Raw genomic sequence first — 18,791 nt, 5'->3', positions numbered from 1 at the left:
CGGTGCGGTAGAGATGCTTCGGCTTCACTTCGTTCCGTTCAGCATGACGTTCTGCCGTTTTTTCGCCTTTTTTGTGGTTCCAATCTTACCTCAACTCACCTCCCTATATGGCCAGTAACCTGCTCGCGGGCAAAGTCGGTATCATTTCCGGTGCGCTCAATGAAGAATCCATTGCCTGGAAAGTAGCGCTGAAGTGCCACGCCGAGGGCGCCCGCTTCGTGCTCACCAACGCCCCGCTGGCCATGCGGATGGGCGAAATCAACAAGCTCTCGGAGCAGTGCAACGCGCCCATCATTCCGGCCGATGCCACCTCAATGGAGGACCTGGAGAAGCTGTTTTCGGGTGCCCAGGAGCACCTAGGCGGCAAGCTTGATTTTGTGCTGCACAGCATTGGCATGAGTGCCAACATCCGCAAGGGCAAGCATTATGGAGAGCTCAACTACGAGTGGTATCAGAAGACGCTCGACGTGTCGGCCCTCTCGTTTCACAAAATGCTGGCCGTGGCCGAGAAGCAGGACGCCTTCAATGAGTGGGGCTCGGCCGTAGCCCTGAGCTACATTGCCGCCCAGCGCGCCTTCCTCGACTACACCGACATGAGCCAGGCCAAGGCCATGCTCGAAAGCATTGCCCGTAGCTACGGCCAGCGCCTGGGCAAGCTCAAGAAAGTGCGCGTGAACACCATCTCGCAGTCGCCCACCAAAACCACCGCCGGCACCGGCATCAGCGGCTTCGATGCGTTCTACGAGTATGCCGAACGCCTTTCGCCCCTGGGCAACGCCCCGGCCGAAGCCTGCGCCGACTACGTGGTGAGCCTGTTCTCGGACCTGACCCGCTACGTAACCATGCAGAACCTGATGCACGACGGCGGCTTCAGCACCACCGGCATCTCGGAGGAAATCGTGGAACTGGTAATGGGTGCCAAGCACTAATCCGGTTCTTTTTTAGTAAAACAGCAATGCCCGGCCAATGTGGTCGGGCATTGCTGTTTGAGGGCTCCCAGGCTAATAAAAGTACCGGGTAAGAGCGAAAGACACTTCTTTATAATCCCTGACTTGGTTGTAACTGACCCCAGCGGCAAAACTCCCGAACAAACCACGCTTGGCGCTGCCCTGCAACTGCCAGTAGCCGGGCCAGCGCGTGGCGGTTGCGAGTACCTGCAGCTGCAATAAGTCATCAGAGAAGTAGTGTCGCAGGCCAGCGGTGTAGCCAAAACCAACAATTTCTAGTTGCTCATTATTGCGCCGCTCTTTTAGGGTGGCGTAGCCCCCGCCTACCACCAAGCTGGGCATCAGAATTGAACCAAGTCGGTAATCACTAGCTTCGACGCTGGCTGAATAAGCGTGAAAGCGGGTGTTATGTGGTGCAGCCTGCAACCATTGATAGTTGAGGCGCTCATTTAGCGTTAACCGATTACCGGGGTGCAGGGTGGGTAATCCAACTTGAACGAAGGCAGCATTATTCTCATGAAAGTTAGTTTGGTAGCTGGCTTGCAAATGGGAAACAAACGGTATATACCGGCTACGATTCATCCGGACAGTAGCTCCGAAAGGGGCATAGTGAGTACCCGAAAGCAATCCGGCCTCTAAACGTGGCTCAATCAATAAATCGCAAAGTAGCTTACTGGCTGATGACAGCGCGAAATAAGCGCTGTCGTAGAGGTGCACTTGGCGCCGCTGATGCATATAGCCAATAGAGGAAACCACTAAACTAAGCGTATCGGCTACTGAAGCCACTGGCAGCGAGAACACGCCATTGGCCCCAGTGCTGACGCCATTGGTCGTGCCGAACTGCAAAACGGTGCAGCCGGAAAGCGGTTGACCCGTTGAGCGGTCGGTGATGCGCCCGGCGACGGTGCAGGTATGGTAATCAGCAGTAAAATCAGGTAGCGTAAAGCTGATTTCATAAATCGAAGTTATTCGTACGCCAAGCAGATGCGAATCACCAGCATATTCCACACGCCGCGCATAGAAATCGGTATAGTATCATTTTAGTCTGCCTGCAAGTTGCTTTTGAAGCACCAAAGGCAATTAAAACAACTGCTGCCATTACTGCCGCCGCAGATACAGCAGCGTCGACTGGCTTGAAGGCCCGTACTTGTCGTTGATGAGGAAATAACCACCCTTATAAGCTGCCAGCCCTTCCCAGTTGAAGGTCTGGTACTCGACGGGCAGCGTCAGCAACGGTTTCCACTTGATGCCGTGGCGGGTGTAGCGCAGGCTGATGAGGCGGCTGTAGTGCTGGTAGCGGCCGGCGCTGTCCAGCACCAGGCGGGCGTTGGGGTCGGGCGAGGCCATGCGGTACACGGCATCGGAAGCGCCGTTGAAGAAGTAGTTGATGGCCGTGAACCGGCGGCGGCCAGTGGGCGTCAGGTCCGTTACCCGGAAGGGTACTGGTGGCAGTAGCACAAACCGGGAACGGGCGTCACGCAGTGCTACGGCGGAGTTGCCGCGGGCCAGGTAGTTGTACTCGAACAGCGCCAGCAACTCGCGGTTCCGATAGCTGGCCAGGGCCTCAAAACCCGCGTTGTAAGCCGAGGAGCCGTCGGGCAGCCGGGGCTTGGGCAGGGCCAGCAGGTAGCTGCTGTCAAGCTGAACGACGCTTTGGCTTTCGTCAAGCACACCCCGCACAAGGTAGCAGTTGGGAGCCGGCGTAACGGTTTCAATGGAAAAATACAGCGTGTCGCGCAGCACCGCTACCGCCTCCAGACCCTCGTATATGGGGGCGGTCCTATCGATGCGGGCCCGGGCCTGGCTGAGGCCGCGGATGGTGTATTTTCGGAAAGACAATGCGGCCGTTGAACCAGCCAGCTGCCGGTCGAGGTCGGGCAGGGCAAAGCCGTATACTTTCGCTTCGGCCTGCTCCTGAAGGCGGCTTTCTGAGAGTAGCAGCAGCTGCCCGCGGTAGGTGCAGAGTCCGGAGAACTGGTTTTCACGGTCGGCCAGCTCCGCGGGAAGCTGGATGGTGCGCGTAAGTAGTGGGCGAGTTGGCTGGGCTTGCGCAACCGTAAGGGGCAGCAGAAGCGAGCAGAAAATGAAAAACCAGTTCATAAACAGTGGCGCGTACAGAACAGCAGCCTGAAAAGCGGCTTGCCTGGGGCAGCACAAAGGTAGGGTGCCGGCAAGATGGCGGCATAGGGAGGTACGGGGCAATTGGCAGCAGTAGCGGGCTCAATAATGCGCCGGCCCACAGTCTGGGTAGCCGCTAGCCAAGCCATTTACGGGGCTGGCTAGCGGCTACCCAGACTGTAGGCCGGCGCGTTGATGATTTCGTGCAAATGCCCTACCGGGTGCCGATAGGCCCGGCATCAGTTGCGACGTCATCGGGCAGTGTTGTGCTTCGTCGGCTTTACGGAATCAAACGGTCGGTGCGGAGTTGGGTGAACAGGTCGAAGAACGAATCCTCGGTGGTCTGGTAGGCCAGGAAACCGTGCCGGCGGCTCTTGCTCATGTCGGTCATTACTTCGATGGGGCGGCCCAGGTCCAGATCGGTATGCCAGGGCGAGGCCAGGCGGCTGAGGTCGGCCTCGGCCAGATTGTGGCGGCTGGCTATATCGCGCCACACGGGGGCGTCGGCGCTCATTTCGGCTTCCAACGGATGAATGGTGCCATCGAAACCTACGGCCTCGACCCCGAACCAGGCGGCCAGGCGGGGCCACAGCCAGCTCCAGCGAAATACGTCGCCGTTCACGATGTTGAAGGCCTCATTGCGGGCCGTTTCGGCGGTGGCAGCCCAGCGCAACTGCTGGGCGATAATGCGGGCGTCGGTTACGTCGGAGAGGCCGTTCCACTGGGCCTCTGAGCCGGGCCAGCGGAAGGGTCGGCCGGTTTCGCGGCAGATGGCGGCGTACACGGCCAGCGTGGTGCCCAGGTTCATGAGGTTGCCCACGGCCTTCCCGATGATGGTGTGGGGCCGGTGGATGCTCCAGGTGAAGCCGTCGCGGGTGGCGGCGGCGTACACCTCGTCTTCCTGAGCGTAATAAAAGTTTTCGAGCGGCAGGCGGGGCTGCTCCTCGCGCAGGGGCGTGGGCGGCGGGGTACCGCCGTTCACGTAGGCTTCAAACGGCCCCAGGTAGTGCTTGAGACCGGTAACCAGCGCCACGTGCTGCACCGATTGTTGAGGGGCCAGCGCGTCGAGCAGGTTGCGAATCATCAGGGCATTGACGCGGATGTTCTCGGCCTCGGTGTCCTGGCGCATCCAAGTGGTGATGAACACGTGGGTGGGTGCGAGGCCGGCGAGAGCAGTTTCCAGGCTGGCAGGGTCGAGTAGGTCGGCGGCCACGGGCTGCAGACCAAGTACGTCGTCGGGGCGGGGCGAGCGGGACAAGCCGTAGGTGGGCCATTCGTGGGCCAGCAGCTCGCGGGCCAGGTTGCTGCCGATGATGCCGCTGGCACCGACTACTAAAGCACGGTTATTCATATTTCGGAATTTGAATTGCACGGTGTAAGCCACCGTATACGCGGTGGCAGATCTAATCAACATCTGAAACTGTCAACCGGCCCGCCGAAAAGCGGAACCGCCCGTTGCCGCCCGCTACGCCAGCTCGATGCGCTTGGGTGCCATTTCCACGGCGTAGTCCTGCATCACCTGCCGCAGAATCTGCATGTCGTGGGAGCAGCGACGGGCGAATTCCTCCCAGTTGGTGAGTGTGAGCACCGGCGGCATTTCCACGATGGCTACCACTGAATCCCAGAAGGCGTCCCAGCTCGGGCCGTACCATCCCTCAAAGCCCAACTGCTCCTTGAACAGCTGGTATAGCGCCGCTTTGGTGGTAATGCCGGTCAGGTCGAGCAATCATGGGGACGTGCGGTATGATTTTAATGCAGAGTAGCACGCGGTACTGGTGCGATTTTCAGTGCTTTCTGCTGAGATATAAAGTTAAATTCTCTTTCCTCATATTCAGTCAAGTATATTACATGAAATAAATATGATTCATGTATTTTGTTTAATTTGTTTTGTATTTCAATTGTATCTTTTTTGTATATCACAAGAATATCTATGTCATTTGCTTTATTTGGATCAACAATATATGATCCAAATAAATAGAAAAAAGCTTCTACATTGTTGCTGTTTAAATCCCATAATGCATTAGATATTTTATTTATTATATTTGTTGCTTCCATATGAAATTGAGTTCTCGAAGTAATTCTCCCCATGTTAGTAGCTTTATATTTAAAGATGAGGCAAGTTCTACTGCGTCAGATGATATTCTTCCGTTAGGATTAGATTTTAGTATACAATCGAACGAATTGTATTCCCGTATTGATTTTCTTACAGATTCAATACTTAAATCATAATCATTTAGATATATTATTATTAAATAATTGTTGTTTATTGTTGATAATTTCAATCTTCTGTTGTCAATTTTATTTATTGATCTTACTTTAGTGTGTTGCTCAAGGCCTCTTATAATAAAATTTGTTTCAGGGTCTAGATATGGCCAATTATATTCTTGATTCATAATTCTGTCAATGTCACCCATTCCCCCAATAATAACTTTGTGCTGTGTTGCTAGCTGATATGCGTCTTCCTTGACTATATAATCTTTTTTTACATTCACTATAAAATCTAATTTTTTATTTGTAATAATATCGACTACTGACGAGATATTTATTTCACTTAAGGATAATGTTGCTACTATTATGTTTTCGCCAAAATTTCTTTCTATTAATATTAAGTCGTTTTCATTGTCTTTTTTTATCGAAAAGATTCTATTATGGCCTGTTAGCTTATCGATTACCCAATTGGTTGTCCATTGTTCGGATTTCATATTTAGTCTTCAAAAATATTGTTCATTAAATTTGGAAACTGACTTCCGCTTTCTTCTACTCCATTAATGTGTTTGCCTTCAAAATCACTTACGTGAATCTTGAATAAATGAAAAATATTTTCTTCTTCATCGTTAAATAGATGGTAGTTATTTTCTAGAATGCGAAGTATTTTTTGATTATTAGGTAATATGTATTCATGTATTTTTATTTTCCATATTTTAGGTTTTGTGCTCTCGGGGTTAAATCTTTCTGCTGTGAGTGGCCCGTATATGTTGAATATAGTATTGTTTTCTTTTAATATTTTTTTTATTTCGTTTCTTGCTTCAATTCTAGTTTTATAGGAAACTATGTTAAATAAAGTATTGATTCTTTCACTGTGATATTTTTTCCATTTAGTTATTAGAATATCTGGAAATTGGTCTTCAGCTTTGTCAATTGTAGTGTGGCAGGACGGGCATAATAAGATTAAATTTGAAAAATTTCCTCTTTGTTCTGGGGTTAAATTTATTTTCGCTCTAGGTCCATCGTTATTGGCGCTGAATATATGAGCCATTTCGGCAATGTGTATTTCTTTTTCGCCAATCGATAAGAACAAGTTCTTGTTACAGCTAGGATTCTGGCAGTAGCCAGCTGAATCAGCGAAAAGATGAAGTTTTGTATGTGCATCTGGGCTAGCTTTTCCTCTAGAGCAGGACATGTTTTCAGATTCAGGTTGCTATATGTCAACAAATATATAATCTCTGTCAGCAATTACCCTGCTGTGTCGCCCAACTCATCTCCATCATCCACCAGCACGCGGGCCAACTTCTCGATGTTGAGGCTGCGGGCCGAAGCGTCGAAAATTTCGCGGTAGGTGCCGCGCAGGTCGTAGAGGTGCTCGTGGGTGCCGCTTTCCACCATGCGGCCCTGCTTCATCACGTAGATGCAGTCGGCATCCACAATCTGGGCGAGGCTGTGGGAGATGATGACCACTGTGCGGCCCTGCTTGATGGCGTCGAGCGAGTTTTTGATCTGCTCGGTGGCAATGGCGTCGAGCGAGGCGGTGGGCTCGTCGAGGAAGATGATGGGCGGGTCTTTGAGGAACAGGCGCGCAATGGCAATGCGCTGTTGCTGCCCGCCCGACAGCTGCTGAGCATCGGACTGGTAGCCTTTGGGCAGTTCCATAATCTGGTCGTGCAGGTAGGCCTGGCGGGCGGCGTGCTCCACCTGAGCCAGCGGAGCATCCATCACGCCGTAGCGGATATTCTCCTCAATGGTGCCCTTGAAAATGTGGTTTTTCTGGAGCACCAGCCCGATTTGCCGGCGCAGGGCGTGGGTGTTGTAATCGGCCAGGGGCTGGCCGTCGAGCAGCATCTGGCCGCGGTCGGGAGCGTAAAACTTGCAGAGCAGGTTGATGATGGTGCTCTTGCCGGCCCCGCTCAGGCCCACCAGGGCGGTAGTTTTGCCGGCCTTAATGGTCAGGCACACGTCGTGCAGGGCCTGGGTGCCGCCGGGGTAGGTGAAATCGACATTGCAGATATCGAACGTGCCGCGCAGGTGCGCCGGCTGCAACGGGCCGGTGGGCTCGCGGGCATCCTGGGCGTCGAGAATGTCGAAGAAGCCCTCGGAATAGGTGAGGGCGTCGTTCATCTCGTCGTAGATGCGGTGCAGCTGCCGGATGGGGGCCGATACGTTGTTGAACAGCAGAATATGGAACATGATGGCCCCGATGGTCATCTGCCCATCGAGCACTAAGTAGGCCGTCAGGATGATGATGAGCACGACGCCAATCTGCTCGGTGAAGGTTTTGAGGCCGTCGTAGCGGAAGCTGATTTTGCGGGTCTGGAGCTGGGCATCCTGCAGGTTCTGCTGGGTCTGGGTCTGCTTCTGCTCCTCATAATCCTCGCGCACAAAGCTCTTTATGACCACGGCCGAATCGATCAGATTGACTAGGCCCTGGCTGCGGGCCTCGCGCAGGCCGCGCAACGCCCGCCGGGTACCGTTGAGGCGGTCGGCCTGGCGGTAGCTGAGCCAGAAGTACACCGGCAACACCGCCACCGCTACCAGCCCCACGTACAGGTTGGCCATAAACATGACCACCAAGGCCACAATGGCGTTGGCGAACAGCGGCAGAATGTCAATGAAGAAGTTCTGCACCAGCTTCATCAGGCTCTCCACGCCCCGATCGATGCGGGTCTGGAGCTTGCCGGTCTGGTTGCCGCTGTCGGAGTAGAAGCCCAGTTGGTAGCCCAGCACCTTGTGCACCGCGTCGCGCACCAGCGTGCCCGATACGCTGATGCGGATTCGCTCGCCGTAGTAGCGCTGGCCGAACTGAATACCGGTGTTGATGACTTCCTTGGCCAGCAGAAGGCCGCTCACCAGCAGCAGCAGGTCCATGCCCTGGGCCAGTCCCTGGCCACGGTCCAGCATTCCCTGCACGGTATCCACGGTGTAGCGCAACACGAACGGGTTTACCTGGGCCGCCAACGAGCCCACCAGCGTGAGTAGCAGCGTGGCCACCACCAGCTGCCGGTAGGGCAGCACGTAGGGGTAAAGGCGCCTGATAATCTCCCAAAGACTCATGCAGCAGCGGCTAAGTGAACAGTAGCCGGTTAGACGAGCGGGGCGCGGGTGGGGTTATTCGAGATCAAGAAAAGCGCTATTGCCACTTCCGGCGAACTTCATCCAACATCTGCTGCCGGGCAACTCGTGTTTTTTCAGTTTCCGGTCCAAAATCAATGAGGTTACGGTCGAAGCGACGAAGTAAGTCTCTGTCAAGTGCCTCAGAACCCTGGGAGAAATCGGTGGTGCTGGTATTCCAGCCTTTTTGTCCCAGCCACCAACTCATATCTACTGGCCACAGAGTTTCAGCTTGCTGAGTAGGGACAGAGGCGAATAGATGTTGAGCCAGAATGTGACTGACAATTTCGTGCGGTAGTCGTACCTGATGGTTCTCTAAGTAATGCGCTAGGCCTTCGGGCCAGCAATAGCTGCCATCAGTCAGATCAGCAGCACCCATATCAGCAGCTTTGCAACCGAACCGACACCAACTATAACCCATCCAATGGGTAAGCTGCCGACCTTGGCGCAGATAGTTGATTACTTGTAGCCTTTCAGCAGAGTCCCATTTATCATCAACGAACTGAGCCGGGTCCGGTAATAAAGGCTCGAACACGCTGCGCCAGAAGCCGAAACCAACCAATGCGTCCTGATTCATGCGTAACTACTCGGTTATGAGTTTACAACTCCACCGTATAGTGGTTCACATCCTGAATACTGGCGTAAAACGGCTTTACCAGCTGAAAAAAAGCCCCAAACTCCGCACTCTTGCGCAAGCCGCTCAGGTGTCGCTCCACCGACGTCCATTTGATACGTCAGCCAAACAGCCTGAAGCTACCCTTTCCGCTCCGGTTTCTTCAGAAACGAAATGAGGGCCGGGAAGTAGTGCATAAGGAAAGAAGGGAAAAGGAGCGGAACTACCTGCCGCACCACGCGGCAGGGCGGGTGAAGATGCGGAAAATTGCGCGTTCCGTTTCGGCTGATAGGCAGCACTGGGCTGGTGAATGGGGCATCGGGCCCGCGCCACCGGCCGGTTGCAACGCCACCGTTATTTTTGGGTTATTGGGCTGCTCATTCACCTTCCAACCTTTCCTGCTTATGCTGCACACGTTCCGTTTCCTGCTGCTGGCCGGCGCCCTGGCCGTTGCCACGCCCTCATTGGCTCAGTCTTCGGGAGGTACCAAGGCCGACCCGGCCCTGCTCGCCAAAATCAAAGACGAAGGCCTGAACCGGTCCAAGGTGATGGAAACGGCTTTTTACCTAACCGACGTGAGCGGCCCGCGCCTGGCGGGCTCCGACGGCCTGACCCGCGCCAACGAGTGGACCCGCAAGCAGCTCGCCGACTGGGGCCTCACCAAGGCCACCATCGAACCCTGGGGCACTTTCGGCCGCGGCTGGGATATTGATAAGTCGTACCTGGCCATGACGGCCCCCTACTACCACGCCCTCATCGGGGCCCCCAAGGCCTGGACGCCCGGCACCAACGGCGCGCTTAAAAAGCGGGTGATGGTAGTGAAGGCCGCTTCCGAGGCCGATCTAGACAAGTACAAGGGCCAGCTGCGCGACAAAATTGTGCTGCTCGACGTGGCCAACCCGCCCACGCCCTCCTTTGAGCCCGATGCCCGCCGCCACACCGACGAGGCGCTGCAAAAGATGGCCGATTTCAAGCTGGAAGCCCCCACCGCCACGCCCAAGCTCGCCGACCCCAAGGCCGATGAGCAGCTGAAAAACCGCCGCGCCCAGTTCGCCCTGCGCACCAAGCTGCTCGAACTGGTGCAGGCCGAAGGTGCGGCCGCCATCCTGAGCACCCGCGGCGGCTCCGACGGTACGTTCTTCACCTCCAACGGTGCCCCCTATGCTGTGGACGCCAAGCCCGTGCTGCCCGAAATAGAAATGGCGCCCGAAGACCTGCTGCGCCTCATCCGCCTCGCCGACGCCGGCCTGCCGGTGGAAGTGGAAATGGAAACCCGCACCCGCTTCCAGGACAAAGACCTGCAGGGCTACAACGTGGTGGCCGAAATTGCCGGCACCGACCGCAGGCTCAAAAGCGAGGTGGTTATGATTGGCGCCCACATCGACTCGTGGCACGCCGCCACCGGCGCCACCGACAACGCCGCCGGCGTGGCCGTGATGATGGAGGCCATGCGCCTGCTGAAAGCCGCCGGCGTGCAGCCGCGCCGTACCATCCGCATTGCGCTGTGGGGCGAGGAGGAGCAGGGCCTATTTGGCTCGCGGGGCTACGTGAAAAACCACTTCGCCGACCCCGCCACCATGAAGCTGCTGCCCGACCACGAGAAGCTGGCCGCCTACTTCAACCTCGACAACGGAGCGGGTAAAATACGCGGCATCTATGCCCAGGGCAACGAGGCCGCCGCGCCTATTTTTGCCGATTGGCTGAAACCCTTTGCTGATATGGGCGCCACTACGGTCACGCTGCGCAACACCGGCGGCACCGACCACCTTTCCTTCGACGCCGTGGGCCTGCCGGGCTTCCAGTTCATCCAGGACCCGCTCGACTACGGTACCCGCACCCACCACACCAACATGGACACCTACGAGCGCCTGCCCGCCGACGACCTCAAGCAGGCCGCCGTGGTAGTCGCCTCGTTCGTGTACCAGGCCGCCATGCGCGACGCCAAGCTGCCCCGCAAAGCCCTGCCCGTGGTTAAGACCGTTGGCCAACTGTAGGCTGGTGGCGAAAGCCCGGCTACGGCACGTTTTCGGCTCCGGCGGCCGATTAGGCCCAACCCACTATCTTCGGCCCAACTGCCACCTGTTTTCGCGGCACCTGGAGGCAAAAATCCGCGCCAAGGCCGACCTGGAAAATGCCCGCACCGCCGTGGCCACCGCCCGCACCCTCAAAAACGCCGCCGAACTCATGAAAGACGACGATAGTATTCGCTTCTTCCAGTACCTGGAAACCATCACCAAAATCGCCGCCAAAGGCAAGCATACGTTCCTGGTTGGCGACTTCCCGGCGTTGCCGAAGGGGTAAGGCTGACGTGTAGAGAGAGAACAGACCGCTGCCTAAACGGGACTAACATGAAGCAAGGTGATATAATCTTTACAGCAAGCAATGTGTATTATGGCTGGGCTATTTTCGACCTAACGATAAGTCAGGCTGAAATCAAGGTTCACAGTCACCTCTCGGGAGATACCGACATGTGGCAGACGTTTGGTCAGCAATTGCAGTCATTCCCGCAGCATGCGGCGGCCCGGATTATTTTTGAGTCACAGTTAGAAAATTATCTGCTGTTAGAGGCTTACTGTTACGACGCCATGGGCCACACGGCTCTGCGCGTGGTAACAGATAATAAAGCGGAGGACCCGCATCGGCGGCGGTCTGAATTTTCGCTGCCCGCCGAGGTAGCTTCCCTCAACCATTTGGGTCGCCTGCTGGCTAACTGGCAGGTTGCGGATAACACTGTAATACTATGGCAAGCCCAAACGAGTTGATAAAACCCCACCTTCACGCTCTGTGCCTGGCCTACGTGCAGGAGCGCATGGACGCCATCCAGGCGGCCATCAACGCGGCCCAGGAATCGGCCAATTCCGAAACCAAGAGTAGCGCCGGCGACAAGTACGAAACCGGCCGTGCCATGGCCCAGAATGAGCGCGACCGCAACCTGGTGCAGCTCCAGCAGGCCCGCCAGCTGCTGGCGGAGCTACTGCGCATCGACCCTGCCTTGCCCTGCGACGCGGTGCGCCCCGGGGCGCTGGTGCAAACTTCTATGGGCTGGTTCTACCTCGGCGTGAGTGCCGGCAAGCTGCTGCTGGAGGGCACCGACTACTTCGCCGTATCGGCCGCCGCGCCGGTAGCGGCGGCGTTGGCCGGCAAGCGGGCGGGCGAATCTGCCGCGTTCAACGGGAAAACAGTACTTATTACAGCTGTTAGCTGAGGGCTGTTAGCTTCCCGTCAAAAGAGCCATTCGAATCAATAAAAAAGGATTTCGCACTCAATCGAGTACGGAATCCTTTTCGTTTTTTCAGCTAACAGCTAACAGCTAACAGCTAACAGCTAACAGCTAAATTTTGAGGCCGGCTATGCCCCGGATATTGAGGCGGACGAAGTTGCGGATGCGCTCGAAACGGCCGCGGGCTTCGTCCAGCTCCTCATCGGGCTCCAGCTGGCTGGGGCGCTGGGTGTCGAGCAGGGCAAAAACTGTTTCGGCCAGGTCGAGGTAACCCAGAATCATGAGCAGCAGCAGTTTCTTGTCGTCTTCGGCGTAGCCCTTGGTGCGGATGGCCTTTACCAAGGTGTCGAGTTGGGTAGTTTCGTCCACGAAAAGGTCGCGCAATACGGCCCGCTGGTGCTGGTAGTCGAGCAGCTGCTGAGGCGTGGCGGCTGAGGCCGGGAACGGGAATGTTGCGGTGAAGCGGGTGGCGGCGCGGTAGTCGGTTTCGGCGGCGTAAATTGTCGTCAGGTGCTTCTGCAGACTGGCCCACAGGCCGGCGCGGGCTTTATCGAAGGCGGCAGAATCGGGGGCGGCGGGAGTGCTCACGGCAGGAGGGAGGGTAGTGGAAGCCCAAAGTACGCGGTTTTGAGTGGCGGGGGTGAAAACGTGCCGTTCAAGCCGCCGGAAGCTGTAGTTTTGCTGAACCCGTTTGTCATCCTTCGTCTGGTGTCTGCTTGCGAAGGACAACAAATGGGTTATCCGAATTCAACCCCGCCCATGCTCCCCGAAATCCCCAAGCGCGTTGCCCTGCTCGGCTCTACCGGCTCCATCGGCACCCAGGCCCTCGACGTGCTCCGCGCCCAGCCGGGCCGCTTCGTCGTGTCGGCCCTCTCAGCCCAGTCCAACACCGATTTGCTGGTGGCCCAGGCCCGCGAGTTTCGGCCTGCTGCGGTGGTTATCGGCGACGAAACCAAGTACGCCCAGGTGCGTGAGGCCCTGGCCAATCAGCCCGAAACCGAAGTACTGGCCGGCGCCGAAGCCCTGGCCGAAGTAGCCGGCCGGCCCGATACCGATGTGGTGCTGACGGCCATGGTGGGCTACGCCGGACTGCTGCCCACGGTGGCCGCCATTAAGGCCGGCCACGATATTGCCCTGGCCAACAAGGAAACCCTGGTGGTAGCCGGCCAGCTGATAACGGAGCTGGTGCGCGAGCACGGCGTAAAGCTGCTGCCCGTCGATTCGGAGCACTCGGCCATTTTCCAGTGCCTGGTAGGGGAGGAGCAGAACCCGATTGAGAAAATCATTCTCACGGCTTCGGGCGGACCGTTTCGGGGCCGCAGCCGGGCACAGCTGGCCCAGGTAACCCGCGCCCAGGCCCTCAAGCATCCCAACTGGGATATGGGCGCCAAAATCACCATCGACTCTGCCTCCCTCATGAACAAGGGCCTGGAAGTCATCGAAGCCAAGTGGCTGTTCGGCCTCCGCAACGAGCAGGTGGAGGTCATCGTGCATCCGCAGAGCATCATTCACTCGCTGGTGCAGTTCGAGGATGGCTCGCTGAAGGCCCAGTTGGGCCTGCCCGACATGAAGCTGCCCATTCAGTACGCGCTGGGCTACCCGCAGCGGCTGCCCAACGAGTTTCCCCGCTTCAGCTTCCTCGACTACCCGCAACTGACGTTTGAGGCCGCCGATACTACCGCTTTCCGCAACCTCGGGCTAGCCTTCGAGGCCATGCGCCGGGGCGGCAATGCGCCCTGCATCCTCAACGCGGCTAACGAAATAGCTGTGGCCGCCTTCCTGCGCGACGAAATCGGCTTCCTGCAGATGTCGGAGGTAGTAGAAACCAGCCTCGCGCGGGTTTCGTACCTTGCCGCTCCAACCCTCGCCGACTACGTGGCCACCGACCAGGAAACGCGCCGCGTGGCCACCGAACTGCTCCAAACTGCGCGCGCCTGACAGGCTGGCCGGAATCGGACGAACCACGGGCCGCGGCGCGTTGTTTGTTGGGCTGCGGATGAGAACGGAAGAAAAAAGAACGTCATGTTGAGCGAAGGCACAAGCCGGAGTAGAAGCATCTCTACCACCATGCCAACCCTGCCGCTTGCAACGAAGCGGCAGAGATGCTTCGACTCCGCTCCGCTTTACTCAGCATGACGTTCTGTTAAGCACCCGCTTCCCATCACCTTTCACCTCATCACCTAATAAATACCCCCTTTGGAAGGATTAATCATGGCTGGCAACCTGTTGCTGGGCCTTTCGCTCCTGGTGGGCCTGCACGAGTTCGGACACTTCGCGGCCGCCAAATACTTTAAAATCCGGGTCGATAAGTTTTACATCTTCTTCGACTTCCTGTTTCCGCTGCCCGGGGTAATGAATTTCGCCCTGTTCAAAAAGAAAATCGGCGAGACGGAATACGGCCTGGGCTGGTTCCCGCTGGGCGGCTACGTGGCCATCCACGGCATGGTCGATGAAACCCAGGACGCGGCCAGCCTCGCCGCCGAGCCGGCCCCCGACGAGTTCCGTTCGAAGCCGGCCTGGCAGCGCCTGATTGTGATGCTGGGCGGCATTATCATGAACGTGCTAACCGGCATCGTCATCTTCACGCTGCTCACCTTCAGCTACGGCCAGAGCTATCTGCCGGCCTCGGAGGTGCGCTACGGCATTGTGCCCAGTGAGCTGGGCCAGGAAATGGGCTTCCGCGAAGGCGACAAAATCGTGAAAATCAACGGCCGGCCCTTCGACGATTTCAGCGACGTGTACAGCCCCGACGTGATTTTGGGCTCCAACGCCTACTACACCGTTGACCGCGCCGGCCAACTGGTGGACGTGCCCGTACCCAACGACTTCATGGACCGCCTCGCCGACGAAGGCGAGCAGCGTTTCGTGCAACCCCTCGACCCTTTTGTGGTGGACCAGGTAGTGTCCGGTAGCCCCGCCTCCAAAGCTGGCCTGCTGCCCCAAGACCGTATCCTGACCGTGGGCAGCGCGCCCATCCGCTTCTTCCCCGAGTTGCAGAAAGCCCTCAAGGACCAGGCCGGCAAACCAGTGGTGGTACGCGTGGAGCGCGCCGGCCAGCCGATGAATCTGAACGTGAACGTGGATGAGGACGGCAAAATTGGTTTCCTGCCCAAGTCGCTGCTCAAGTTTGAAACCCGCAACTACGGGCTGCTGGAGGCCGTGCCGGTGGGTACCAAGCAGGCCTTCGGTGTCGTAACGACCCAGATGAAGGCTTTCGGTAAAATTTTCCGTGGCGAAGCCTCGTTCCGTAAGTCGGTGGGCGGGCCCATCGAAATTGCCCAGCAGTACGGCGGCACCTGGGACTGGCTCCGGTTCTGGACGCTGACCGGTTTGCTCTCGATGGTGCTGGCCTTCATGAACCTGCTGCCCATCCCGGCCCTCGACGGCGGCCACGTTGTGTTTCTGCTCTACGAAATGGTGGCCGGCCGCAAGCCTTCCGATGCGTTCATGGAAAACGCTCAGAAGGTAGGTATGATGATTATTCTGGGCCTGATGGCCTTCACGCTCATCATCAACCCGCTCATCAAAGCCTTTGGAAACTAGGATTGACTTAGTGGACTGAAAAGCCGTGCTGTCCGCTGGGATGGCACGGCTTTTTCTTGCGCTGTATCTTTCACGCAGTGTTTCGCAGTGTTTCGCGGTGGATGACGCCGTGTAGCGCAGTGGCTGCTCACGGCGAGCCACTGCGCTACCCACCGCGAAACGCTGCGTGAAACAACTCTCCCAACTCATGCCCAGACTCTTCCGAATTCTGCCGCTCCTGCTCCTCATCAGCCTCGCGGCCTGGGCGCACACCTACCACACCAGCCTGATGGAGGTGCGGTTCAACCCCGAAAAACAGCGGCTCGAAATAGCCCTCAAAGTCTTCACCGACGACCTGGAGGCCGCGCTTTCCCAGGGCCAGCCCGCGCCCCACGTCATCGACCGGCTCTCCCGCGCCCAGCTCGACCCGCTGCTGCTAAGCCTGTTGCGCCGCGAGGTGCAGCTTAGCACAAAGGCCGGCCGCCTGCTGCCGCTCACGCTGGTAGGCCTGCAAAAAGAAACCGACTCGCACTGGCTGTTCTTCACGGCTCCGCTGCCAGCTAATGCCACCGGCGTCATGCTTCGCCAGCGCCTGCTGCTCACCATCTTCCCCGATCAGATGAACCTGGTCAACCTCAGCGCCGGCAAGCAGAAGGAAAGCTTCCTGTTTCGCAATGGCCACGAGGAGCAGGAGTTGAGTTGGTAGCACCTCACCCCCTAGCCCCCTCTCCACAAAAAGGAGAGGGGGAACTAGACGCTAATTTCTAGTCTAGTTGTGGCTGCTCTAATTTCAAAGAGCTAAAAACTAATCCCCCCTCTCCTTTTTGTGGAGAGGGGGTTAGGGGGTGAGGTGCTACCACCCGTCGTCCCCACCCGCGGGTTTGGGCGCGGGTTGGTCGGTAGGAGCCGGGTCGGCTTTGAACTCCTCGTCGCCGGCGGGCTTGATAACGCGGAACTCTACGCGGCGGTTGGTACGCGCGTCTTCCCTGGTTTTCTCCTCCTTTAGGGGCTTTTCGCTGCCGTAGCCCATACTCTCGACGCGGTTGGGTGGTAGCTTGCCCTTCTGCTCGATGTAGCGGCGAATGGCTTCGGCCCGGTCCTGCGACAGTTTGAGGTTGAAATCCAGGTCACCCCGGCTGTCGGTGTGGCCCGCAATGTTGAGCCGGAACGTGGGGTGGTCAACCATAAAGGTGGCAATCCGGTCGAGGGTGGGGTGCATAGCCGGCCGGATGGTTGCCTTATCCTGGTCGAACTCGATGTTCTGAAACACCATCGGCAGCTGGTAGTCGATGGCGTTAGTCATCAGGCTGAGCACGGTGTCGCCCTTGAGCGCGAAGCTTTTCTCCACGCTGAAAAAGTTGGGGCTCTGGATAAGCATGACGTAGTGCGCGCCTTCCATCAGATCGAAATCGAAGCTGCCATCGTCGCGCAGGTACTTACTGGCCACCTCAATGCCGTTATCGGTATCGATGATGCTGACCAGGCCGTTGAGGGGCTTGCGGCTCACCGAGTCGATGAGCGAGCCCTCGACGTGGGTGGTGGCGGTGGGTTGGGCCTCCATCGGTAGCGGGAAGGAGTAGAGGTCCAGGTTCTTCATGTCGGTCTGCTCAGAGCGGGCGTAATACAGGTTTTTCGAGTCGGCGTCGATGGTGAAGTAGTACTCCGAGCCTTTGCCGTTCACCAGCGGCCCGATGTTGATGGGTTCCTGCCAGCGGCCCCGCGTGCGGTAGGTTTTATAGATGTCGAAGTCGCCAAAGTTCAGCAGTTGGCCCCGCGAGCTGAAGTACAGCACATGGTAGAGTGGGTGGTAAAACGGGCTCACCTCACTCTCGCGGGTGTTTACTACGGGTCCCATGTTCTGGGCCGCCGTCCACTGTCCCGCCTTGTTCTTCACGGTAAACCAGATATCCGACAGCCCGAAACCGCCGAGCCGGTCGGAGGCGAAATACAGCGTGTCTTCGCCCGGCGAAAGGGTCGGCTGCGAGTCCCAGGCCGGCGAATTTACGTGGGGTCCCAGGCTTTTGGGCATGCTCCACTTGCCGGCTTCGAAGGTAGCCTCGTACAGGTCGCAATTACCTTGGCAGGTGGGGCACTCGCAACGGGCGAAGTACAGCGTTTTGCCATCCTTGGTAATGCAGGCCGAGCCCTCGTTGTAGGGCGAGTTGATGGGCTTGGGCAGGGCCTCCGCTTCGGTCCAGGCCCCGTTTTCGAAGCGCGACTGGTAGATGTCCTCATCGGAAACCTCCTGCAGGCGGCCGCGGGTTTTGCGCTTCGAGGTGAAGTAAAGCAGGTCGGCATCGGCGTTGAGCGTGGGGCCGTAATCCTCCTTTTTCGAGTTGATGGCGTCGCCCATGCTGGTGTACACGCCCTTGGGCGGCCGGAACGTAGCAATGCTCTTGCGGTACTCCACCAGTTCGTAGTACTTTTTGAGGGGCACGTACAACTCCGTTTCCTTCTGTTCGAGCGAGTCGTAGTACTGCTGCACCTTGGTTAGGCTCTGGCGGCGGTGCTTGAGGGCCAACCGGAAGTAGGCACGGGCCCGCTGCTCGTCGCCGGCCTTGTCCCAGAGCTGGCCCAGCCGCCACAGCATCTGCGTATCGCGGTAGAAATTCTCGGTGCCGAACTGGCCCACGTAGGTTTCGAGCAGGTTGCGGGCCGCGGGCCAGTTTTTGCGCTTTTCGGCCTGCTGAATAGCACGCAGGGCTTTTTTGTCGCGGAAATACGCCAGCCGGTTCACGTTCGGAAACAGCGGCGTGGCATCGGGCCGGGCCCGCAGCTGGCGGATAACTTTGGCCGACAGGGGCCGCTGGGCGTAGGTCGGCGCCTTCTGCTGAGCCACCACGGGCAACGGCACCCCAAAGCCTAGCAGCAGCGCGCCAACCAGGCATAAAATCACAAATCGAGGCATAATTGGCGTGGCCCTGACAATAATTAGTGGGCCGGGGTCAAAAATAGGAAAATTTCGATGTGGATGATAACGCAATTTTCAGTTGCGTGCCTAGATGAACGAGCCGCCTTTGTTCTGCCGATGTGGCAAAGGTTGGCCGTG

Annotated in this window: 19 protein-coding genes; 8 read left to right on the top strand and 11 right to left on the bottom strand. The window is 57.4% G+C overall.

Translation table 11 applies throughout. From position 1 onward, the window contains the following. Window positions 1-107: 107 nt before the first annotated feature. Complete coding sequence (locus tag BLW21_RS09720) at window positions 108-929, top strand: enoyl-ACP reductase FabI (protein ID WP_092739426.1); 822 nt, start codon at window positions 108-110, stop codon at window positions 927-929. 72 nt (window positions 930-1,001) lie between these two features. Here BLW21_RS09720 and BLW21_RS09715 read toward each other — a convergent pair whose 3' ends face one another. The 9 genes from BLW21_RS09715 to BLW21_RS09685 form a co-directional block, all read right to left on the bottom strand. After that, window positions 1,002-1,955 (bottom strand): carboxypeptidase-like regulatory domain-containing protein, encoded by a 954-nt coding sequence (locus tag BLW21_RS09715; protein WP_092739424.1) that lies wholly within the window; start codon window positions 1,953-1,955, stop codon window positions 1,002-1,004. A 90-nt stretch (window positions 1,956-2,045) separates the two neighbouring features. Continuing rightward, the gene (locus BLW21_RS09710) at window positions 2,046-3,047 is read right to left on the bottom strand and encodes a hypothetical protein (protein ID WP_092739422.1); all 1,002 of its coding nucleotides are present in this window, start codon (window positions 3,045-3,047) and stop codon (window positions 2,046-2,048) included. 298 nt (window positions 3,048-3,345) lie between these two features. Continuing rightward, window positions 3,346-4,416: an SDR family oxidoreductase gene (locus BLW21_RS09705; RefSeq protein WP_092739555.1), complete on the bottom strand. Its 1,071-nt coding sequence runs from the start codon at window positions 4,414-4,416 to the stop codon at window positions 3,346-3,348. Between the two features lie 114 nt (window positions 4,417-4,530). Beyond that, window positions 4,531-4,791, bottom strand: coding sequence for a barstar family protein (locus BLW21_RS09700; protein WP_092739420.1), 261 nt, complete (start codon window positions 4,789-4,791; stop codon window positions 4,531-4,533). 23 nt (window positions 4,792-4,814) lie between these two features. Beyond that, entirely contained in the window at window positions 4,815-5,120 is a 306-nt protein-coding gene (locus BLW21_RS21135) for a nucleotidyltransferase domain-containing protein (protein ID WP_139255152.1), read from the bottom strand. Next, window positions 5,102-5,767 carry a hypothetical protein gene (locus BLW21_RS21130; RefSeq protein ID WP_139255151.1) on the bottom strand — a complete coding sequence of 222 codons (666 nt, stop codon included), beginning with the start codon at window positions 5,765-5,767 and terminating at the stop codon, window positions 5,102-5,104. The genes BLW21_RS21135 and BLW21_RS21130 overlap by 19 nt, the downstream gene beginning before the upstream one ends. A gap of 2 nt (window positions 5,768-5,769) precedes the next feature. Continuing rightward, a complete protein-coding gene (locus tag BLW21_RS09695; protein WP_092739418.1) occupies window positions 5,770-6,465 on the bottom strand; it encodes a hypothetical protein in 696 nt (231 codons plus the stop codon). A 53-nt stretch (window positions 6,466-6,518) separates the two neighbouring features. Next, window positions 6,519-8,330 carry an ABC transporter ATP-binding protein gene (locus tag BLW21_RS09690; protein WP_092739416.1) on the bottom strand — a complete coding sequence of 604 codons (1,812 nt, stop codon included), beginning with the start codon at window positions 8,328-8,330 and terminating at the stop codon, window positions 6,519-6,521. A 76-nt stretch (window positions 8,331-8,406) separates the two neighbouring features. Beyond that, window positions 8,407-8,964: a hypothetical protein gene (locus BLW21_RS09685; protein ID WP_092739414.1), complete on the bottom strand. Its 558-nt coding sequence runs from the start codon at window positions 8,962-8,964 to the stop codon at window positions 8,407-8,409. Window positions 8,965-9,404: 440 nt separating this feature from the next. Here BLW21_RS09685 and BLW21_RS09680 point away from each other — a divergent pair, with 440 nt between their 5' ends. From BLW21_RS09680 to BLW21_RS09665, 4 genes are read left to right on the top strand one after another with little or no spacing between them, the layout of a single operon-like run. Continuing rightward, complete coding sequence (locus BLW21_RS09680; RefSeq protein WP_092739412.1) at window positions 9,405-10,994, top strand: M28 family metallopeptidase; 1,590 nt, start codon at window positions 9,405-9,407, stop codon at window positions 10,992-10,994. Between the two features lie 4 nt (window positions 10,995-10,998). Then, on the top strand, window positions 10,999-11,301 hold the full coding sequence (locus tag BLW21_RS09675) for an SPFH domain-containing protein (protein ID WP_217633851.1): 303 nt from the start codon (window positions 10,999-11,001) through the stop codon (window positions 11,299-11,301). Between the two features lie 47 nt (window positions 11,302-11,348). Next, complete coding sequence (locus BLW21_RS09670; protein WP_092739410.1) at window positions 11,349-11,762, top strand: hypothetical protein; 414 nt, start codon at window positions 11,349-11,351, stop codon at window positions 11,760-11,762. Beyond that, a complete protein-coding gene (locus tag BLW21_RS09665) occupies window positions 11,741-12,205 on the top strand; it encodes a 3-oxoacyl-ACP synthase (RefSeq protein ID WP_092739408.1) in 465 nt (154 codons plus the stop codon). The genes BLW21_RS09670 and BLW21_RS09665 overlap by 22 nt, the downstream gene beginning before the upstream one ends. 126 nt (window positions 12,206-12,331) lie before the next feature. Here BLW21_RS09665 and BLW21_RS09660 read toward each other — a convergent pair whose 3' ends face one another. After that, window positions 12,332-12,808 carry a hypothetical protein gene (locus BLW21_RS09660; RefSeq protein WP_092739406.1) on the bottom strand — a complete coding sequence of 159 codons (477 nt, stop codon included), beginning with the start codon at window positions 12,806-12,808 and terminating at the stop codon, window positions 12,332-12,334. A gap of 171 nt (window positions 12,809-12,979) precedes the next feature. Between BLW21_RS09660 and BLW21_RS09655 the strand changes: the two genes are divergently transcribed. From BLW21_RS09655 to BLW21_RS09645, 3 genes are all read left to right on the top strand, one after another. Beyond that, a complete protein-coding gene (locus BLW21_RS09655; protein ID WP_092739404.1) occupies window positions 12,980-14,158 on the top strand; it encodes a 1-deoxy-D-xylulose-5-phosphate reductoisomerase in 1,179 nt (392 codons plus the stop codon). A gap of 273 nt (window positions 14,159-14,431) precedes the next feature. Further along, window positions 14,432-15,763 (top strand): RIP metalloprotease RseP, encoded by a 1,332-nt coding sequence (gene rseP / locus BLW21_RS09650; RefSeq protein WP_175470916.1) that lies wholly within the window; start codon window positions 14,432-14,434, stop codon window positions 15,761-15,763. A 187-nt stretch (window positions 15,764-15,950) separates the two neighbouring features. Continuing rightward, window positions 15,951-16,448 (top strand): DUF6702 family protein, encoded by a 498-nt coding sequence (locus BLW21_RS09645; protein ID WP_092739400.1) that lies wholly within the window; start codon window positions 15,951-15,953, stop codon window positions 16,446-16,448. A gap of 147 nt (window positions 16,449-16,595) precedes the next feature. On the opposite strand, the gene BLW21_RS09640 is transcribed toward BLW21_RS09645, so the two are convergent. Then, window positions 16,596-18,638 carry an OmpA family protein gene (locus tag BLW21_RS09640; RefSeq protein WP_245711861.1) on the bottom strand — a complete coding sequence of 681 codons (2,043 nt, stop codon included), beginning with the start codon at window positions 18,636-18,638 and terminating at the stop codon, window positions 16,596-16,598. Between the last annotated feature and the right edge of the window lie 153 nt (window positions 18,639-18,791).

Source organism: Hymenobacter psychrophilus (assembly GCF_900107135.1).
GTDB lineage: Bacteria > Bacteroidota > Bacteroidia > Cytophagales > Hymenobacteraceae > Hymenobacter > Hymenobacter psychrophilus.
The sequence above is the reverse complement of the archived record's forward strand: the minus strand, read 5'-3'. Positions and strand labels throughout refer to the sequence as shown.

Bases quoted from the DNA above. Each gene is read 5' to 3' on its own strand.
- BLW21_RS09685 (WP_092739414.1), bottom strand. From the start codon at position 8,964: ATGAATCAGGACGCATTGGTTGGTTTCGGCTTCTGGCGCAGCGTGTTC.
- BLW21_RS09665 (WP_092739408.1), top strand. From the start codon at position 11,741: ATGGCAAGCCCAAACGAGTTGATAAAACCCCACCTTCACGCTCTGTGC.
- BLW21_RS09720 (WP_092739426.1), top strand. From the start codon at position 108: ATGGCCAGTAACCTGCTCGCGGGCAAAGTCGGTATCATTTCCGGTGCG.
- BLW21_RS09655 (WP_092739404.1), top strand. From the start codon at position 12,980: ATGCTCCCCGAAATCCCCAAGCGCGTTGCCCTGCTCGGCTCTACCGGC.
- rseP (WP_175470916.1), top strand. From the start codon at position 14,432: ATGGCTGGCAACCTGTTGCTGGGCCTTTCGCTCCTGGTGGGCCTGCAC.
- BLW21_RS09695 (WP_092739418.1), bottom strand. From the start codon at position 6,465: ATGTCCTGCTCTAGAGGAAAAGCTAGCCCAGATGCACATACAAAACTT.
- BLW21_RS21130 (WP_139255151.1), bottom strand. From the start codon at position 5,767: ATGAAATCCGAACAATGGACAACCAATTGGGTAATCGATAAGCTAACA.
- BLW21_RS09680 (WP_092739412.1), top strand. From the start codon at position 9,405: ATGCTGCACACGTTCCGTTTCCTGCTGCTGGCCGGCGCCCTGGCCGTT.
- BLW21_RS09670 (WP_092739410.1), top strand. From the start codon at position 11,349: ATGAAGCAAGGTGATATAATCTTTACAGCAAGCAATGTGTATTATGGC.
- BLW21_RS09705 (WP_092739555.1), bottom strand. From the start codon at position 4,416: ATGAATAACCGTGCTTTAGTAGTCGGTGCCAGCGGCATCATCGGCAGC.
- BLW21_RS09645 (WP_092739400.1), top strand. From the start codon at position 15,951: ATGCCCAGACTCTTCCGAATTCTGCCGCTCCTGCTCCTCATCAGCCTC.
- BLW21_RS09690 (WP_092739416.1), bottom strand. From the start codon at position 8,330: ATGAGTCTTTGGGAGATTATCAGGCGCCTTTACCCCTACGTGCTGCCC.
- BLW21_RS09710 (WP_092739422.1), bottom strand. From the start codon at position 3,047: ATGAACTGGTTTTTCATTTTCTGCTCGCTTCTGCTGCCCCTTACGGTT.
- BLW21_RS21135 (WP_139255152.1), bottom strand. From the start codon at position 5,120: ATGGAAGCAACAAATATAATAAATAAAATATCTAATGCATTATGGGAT.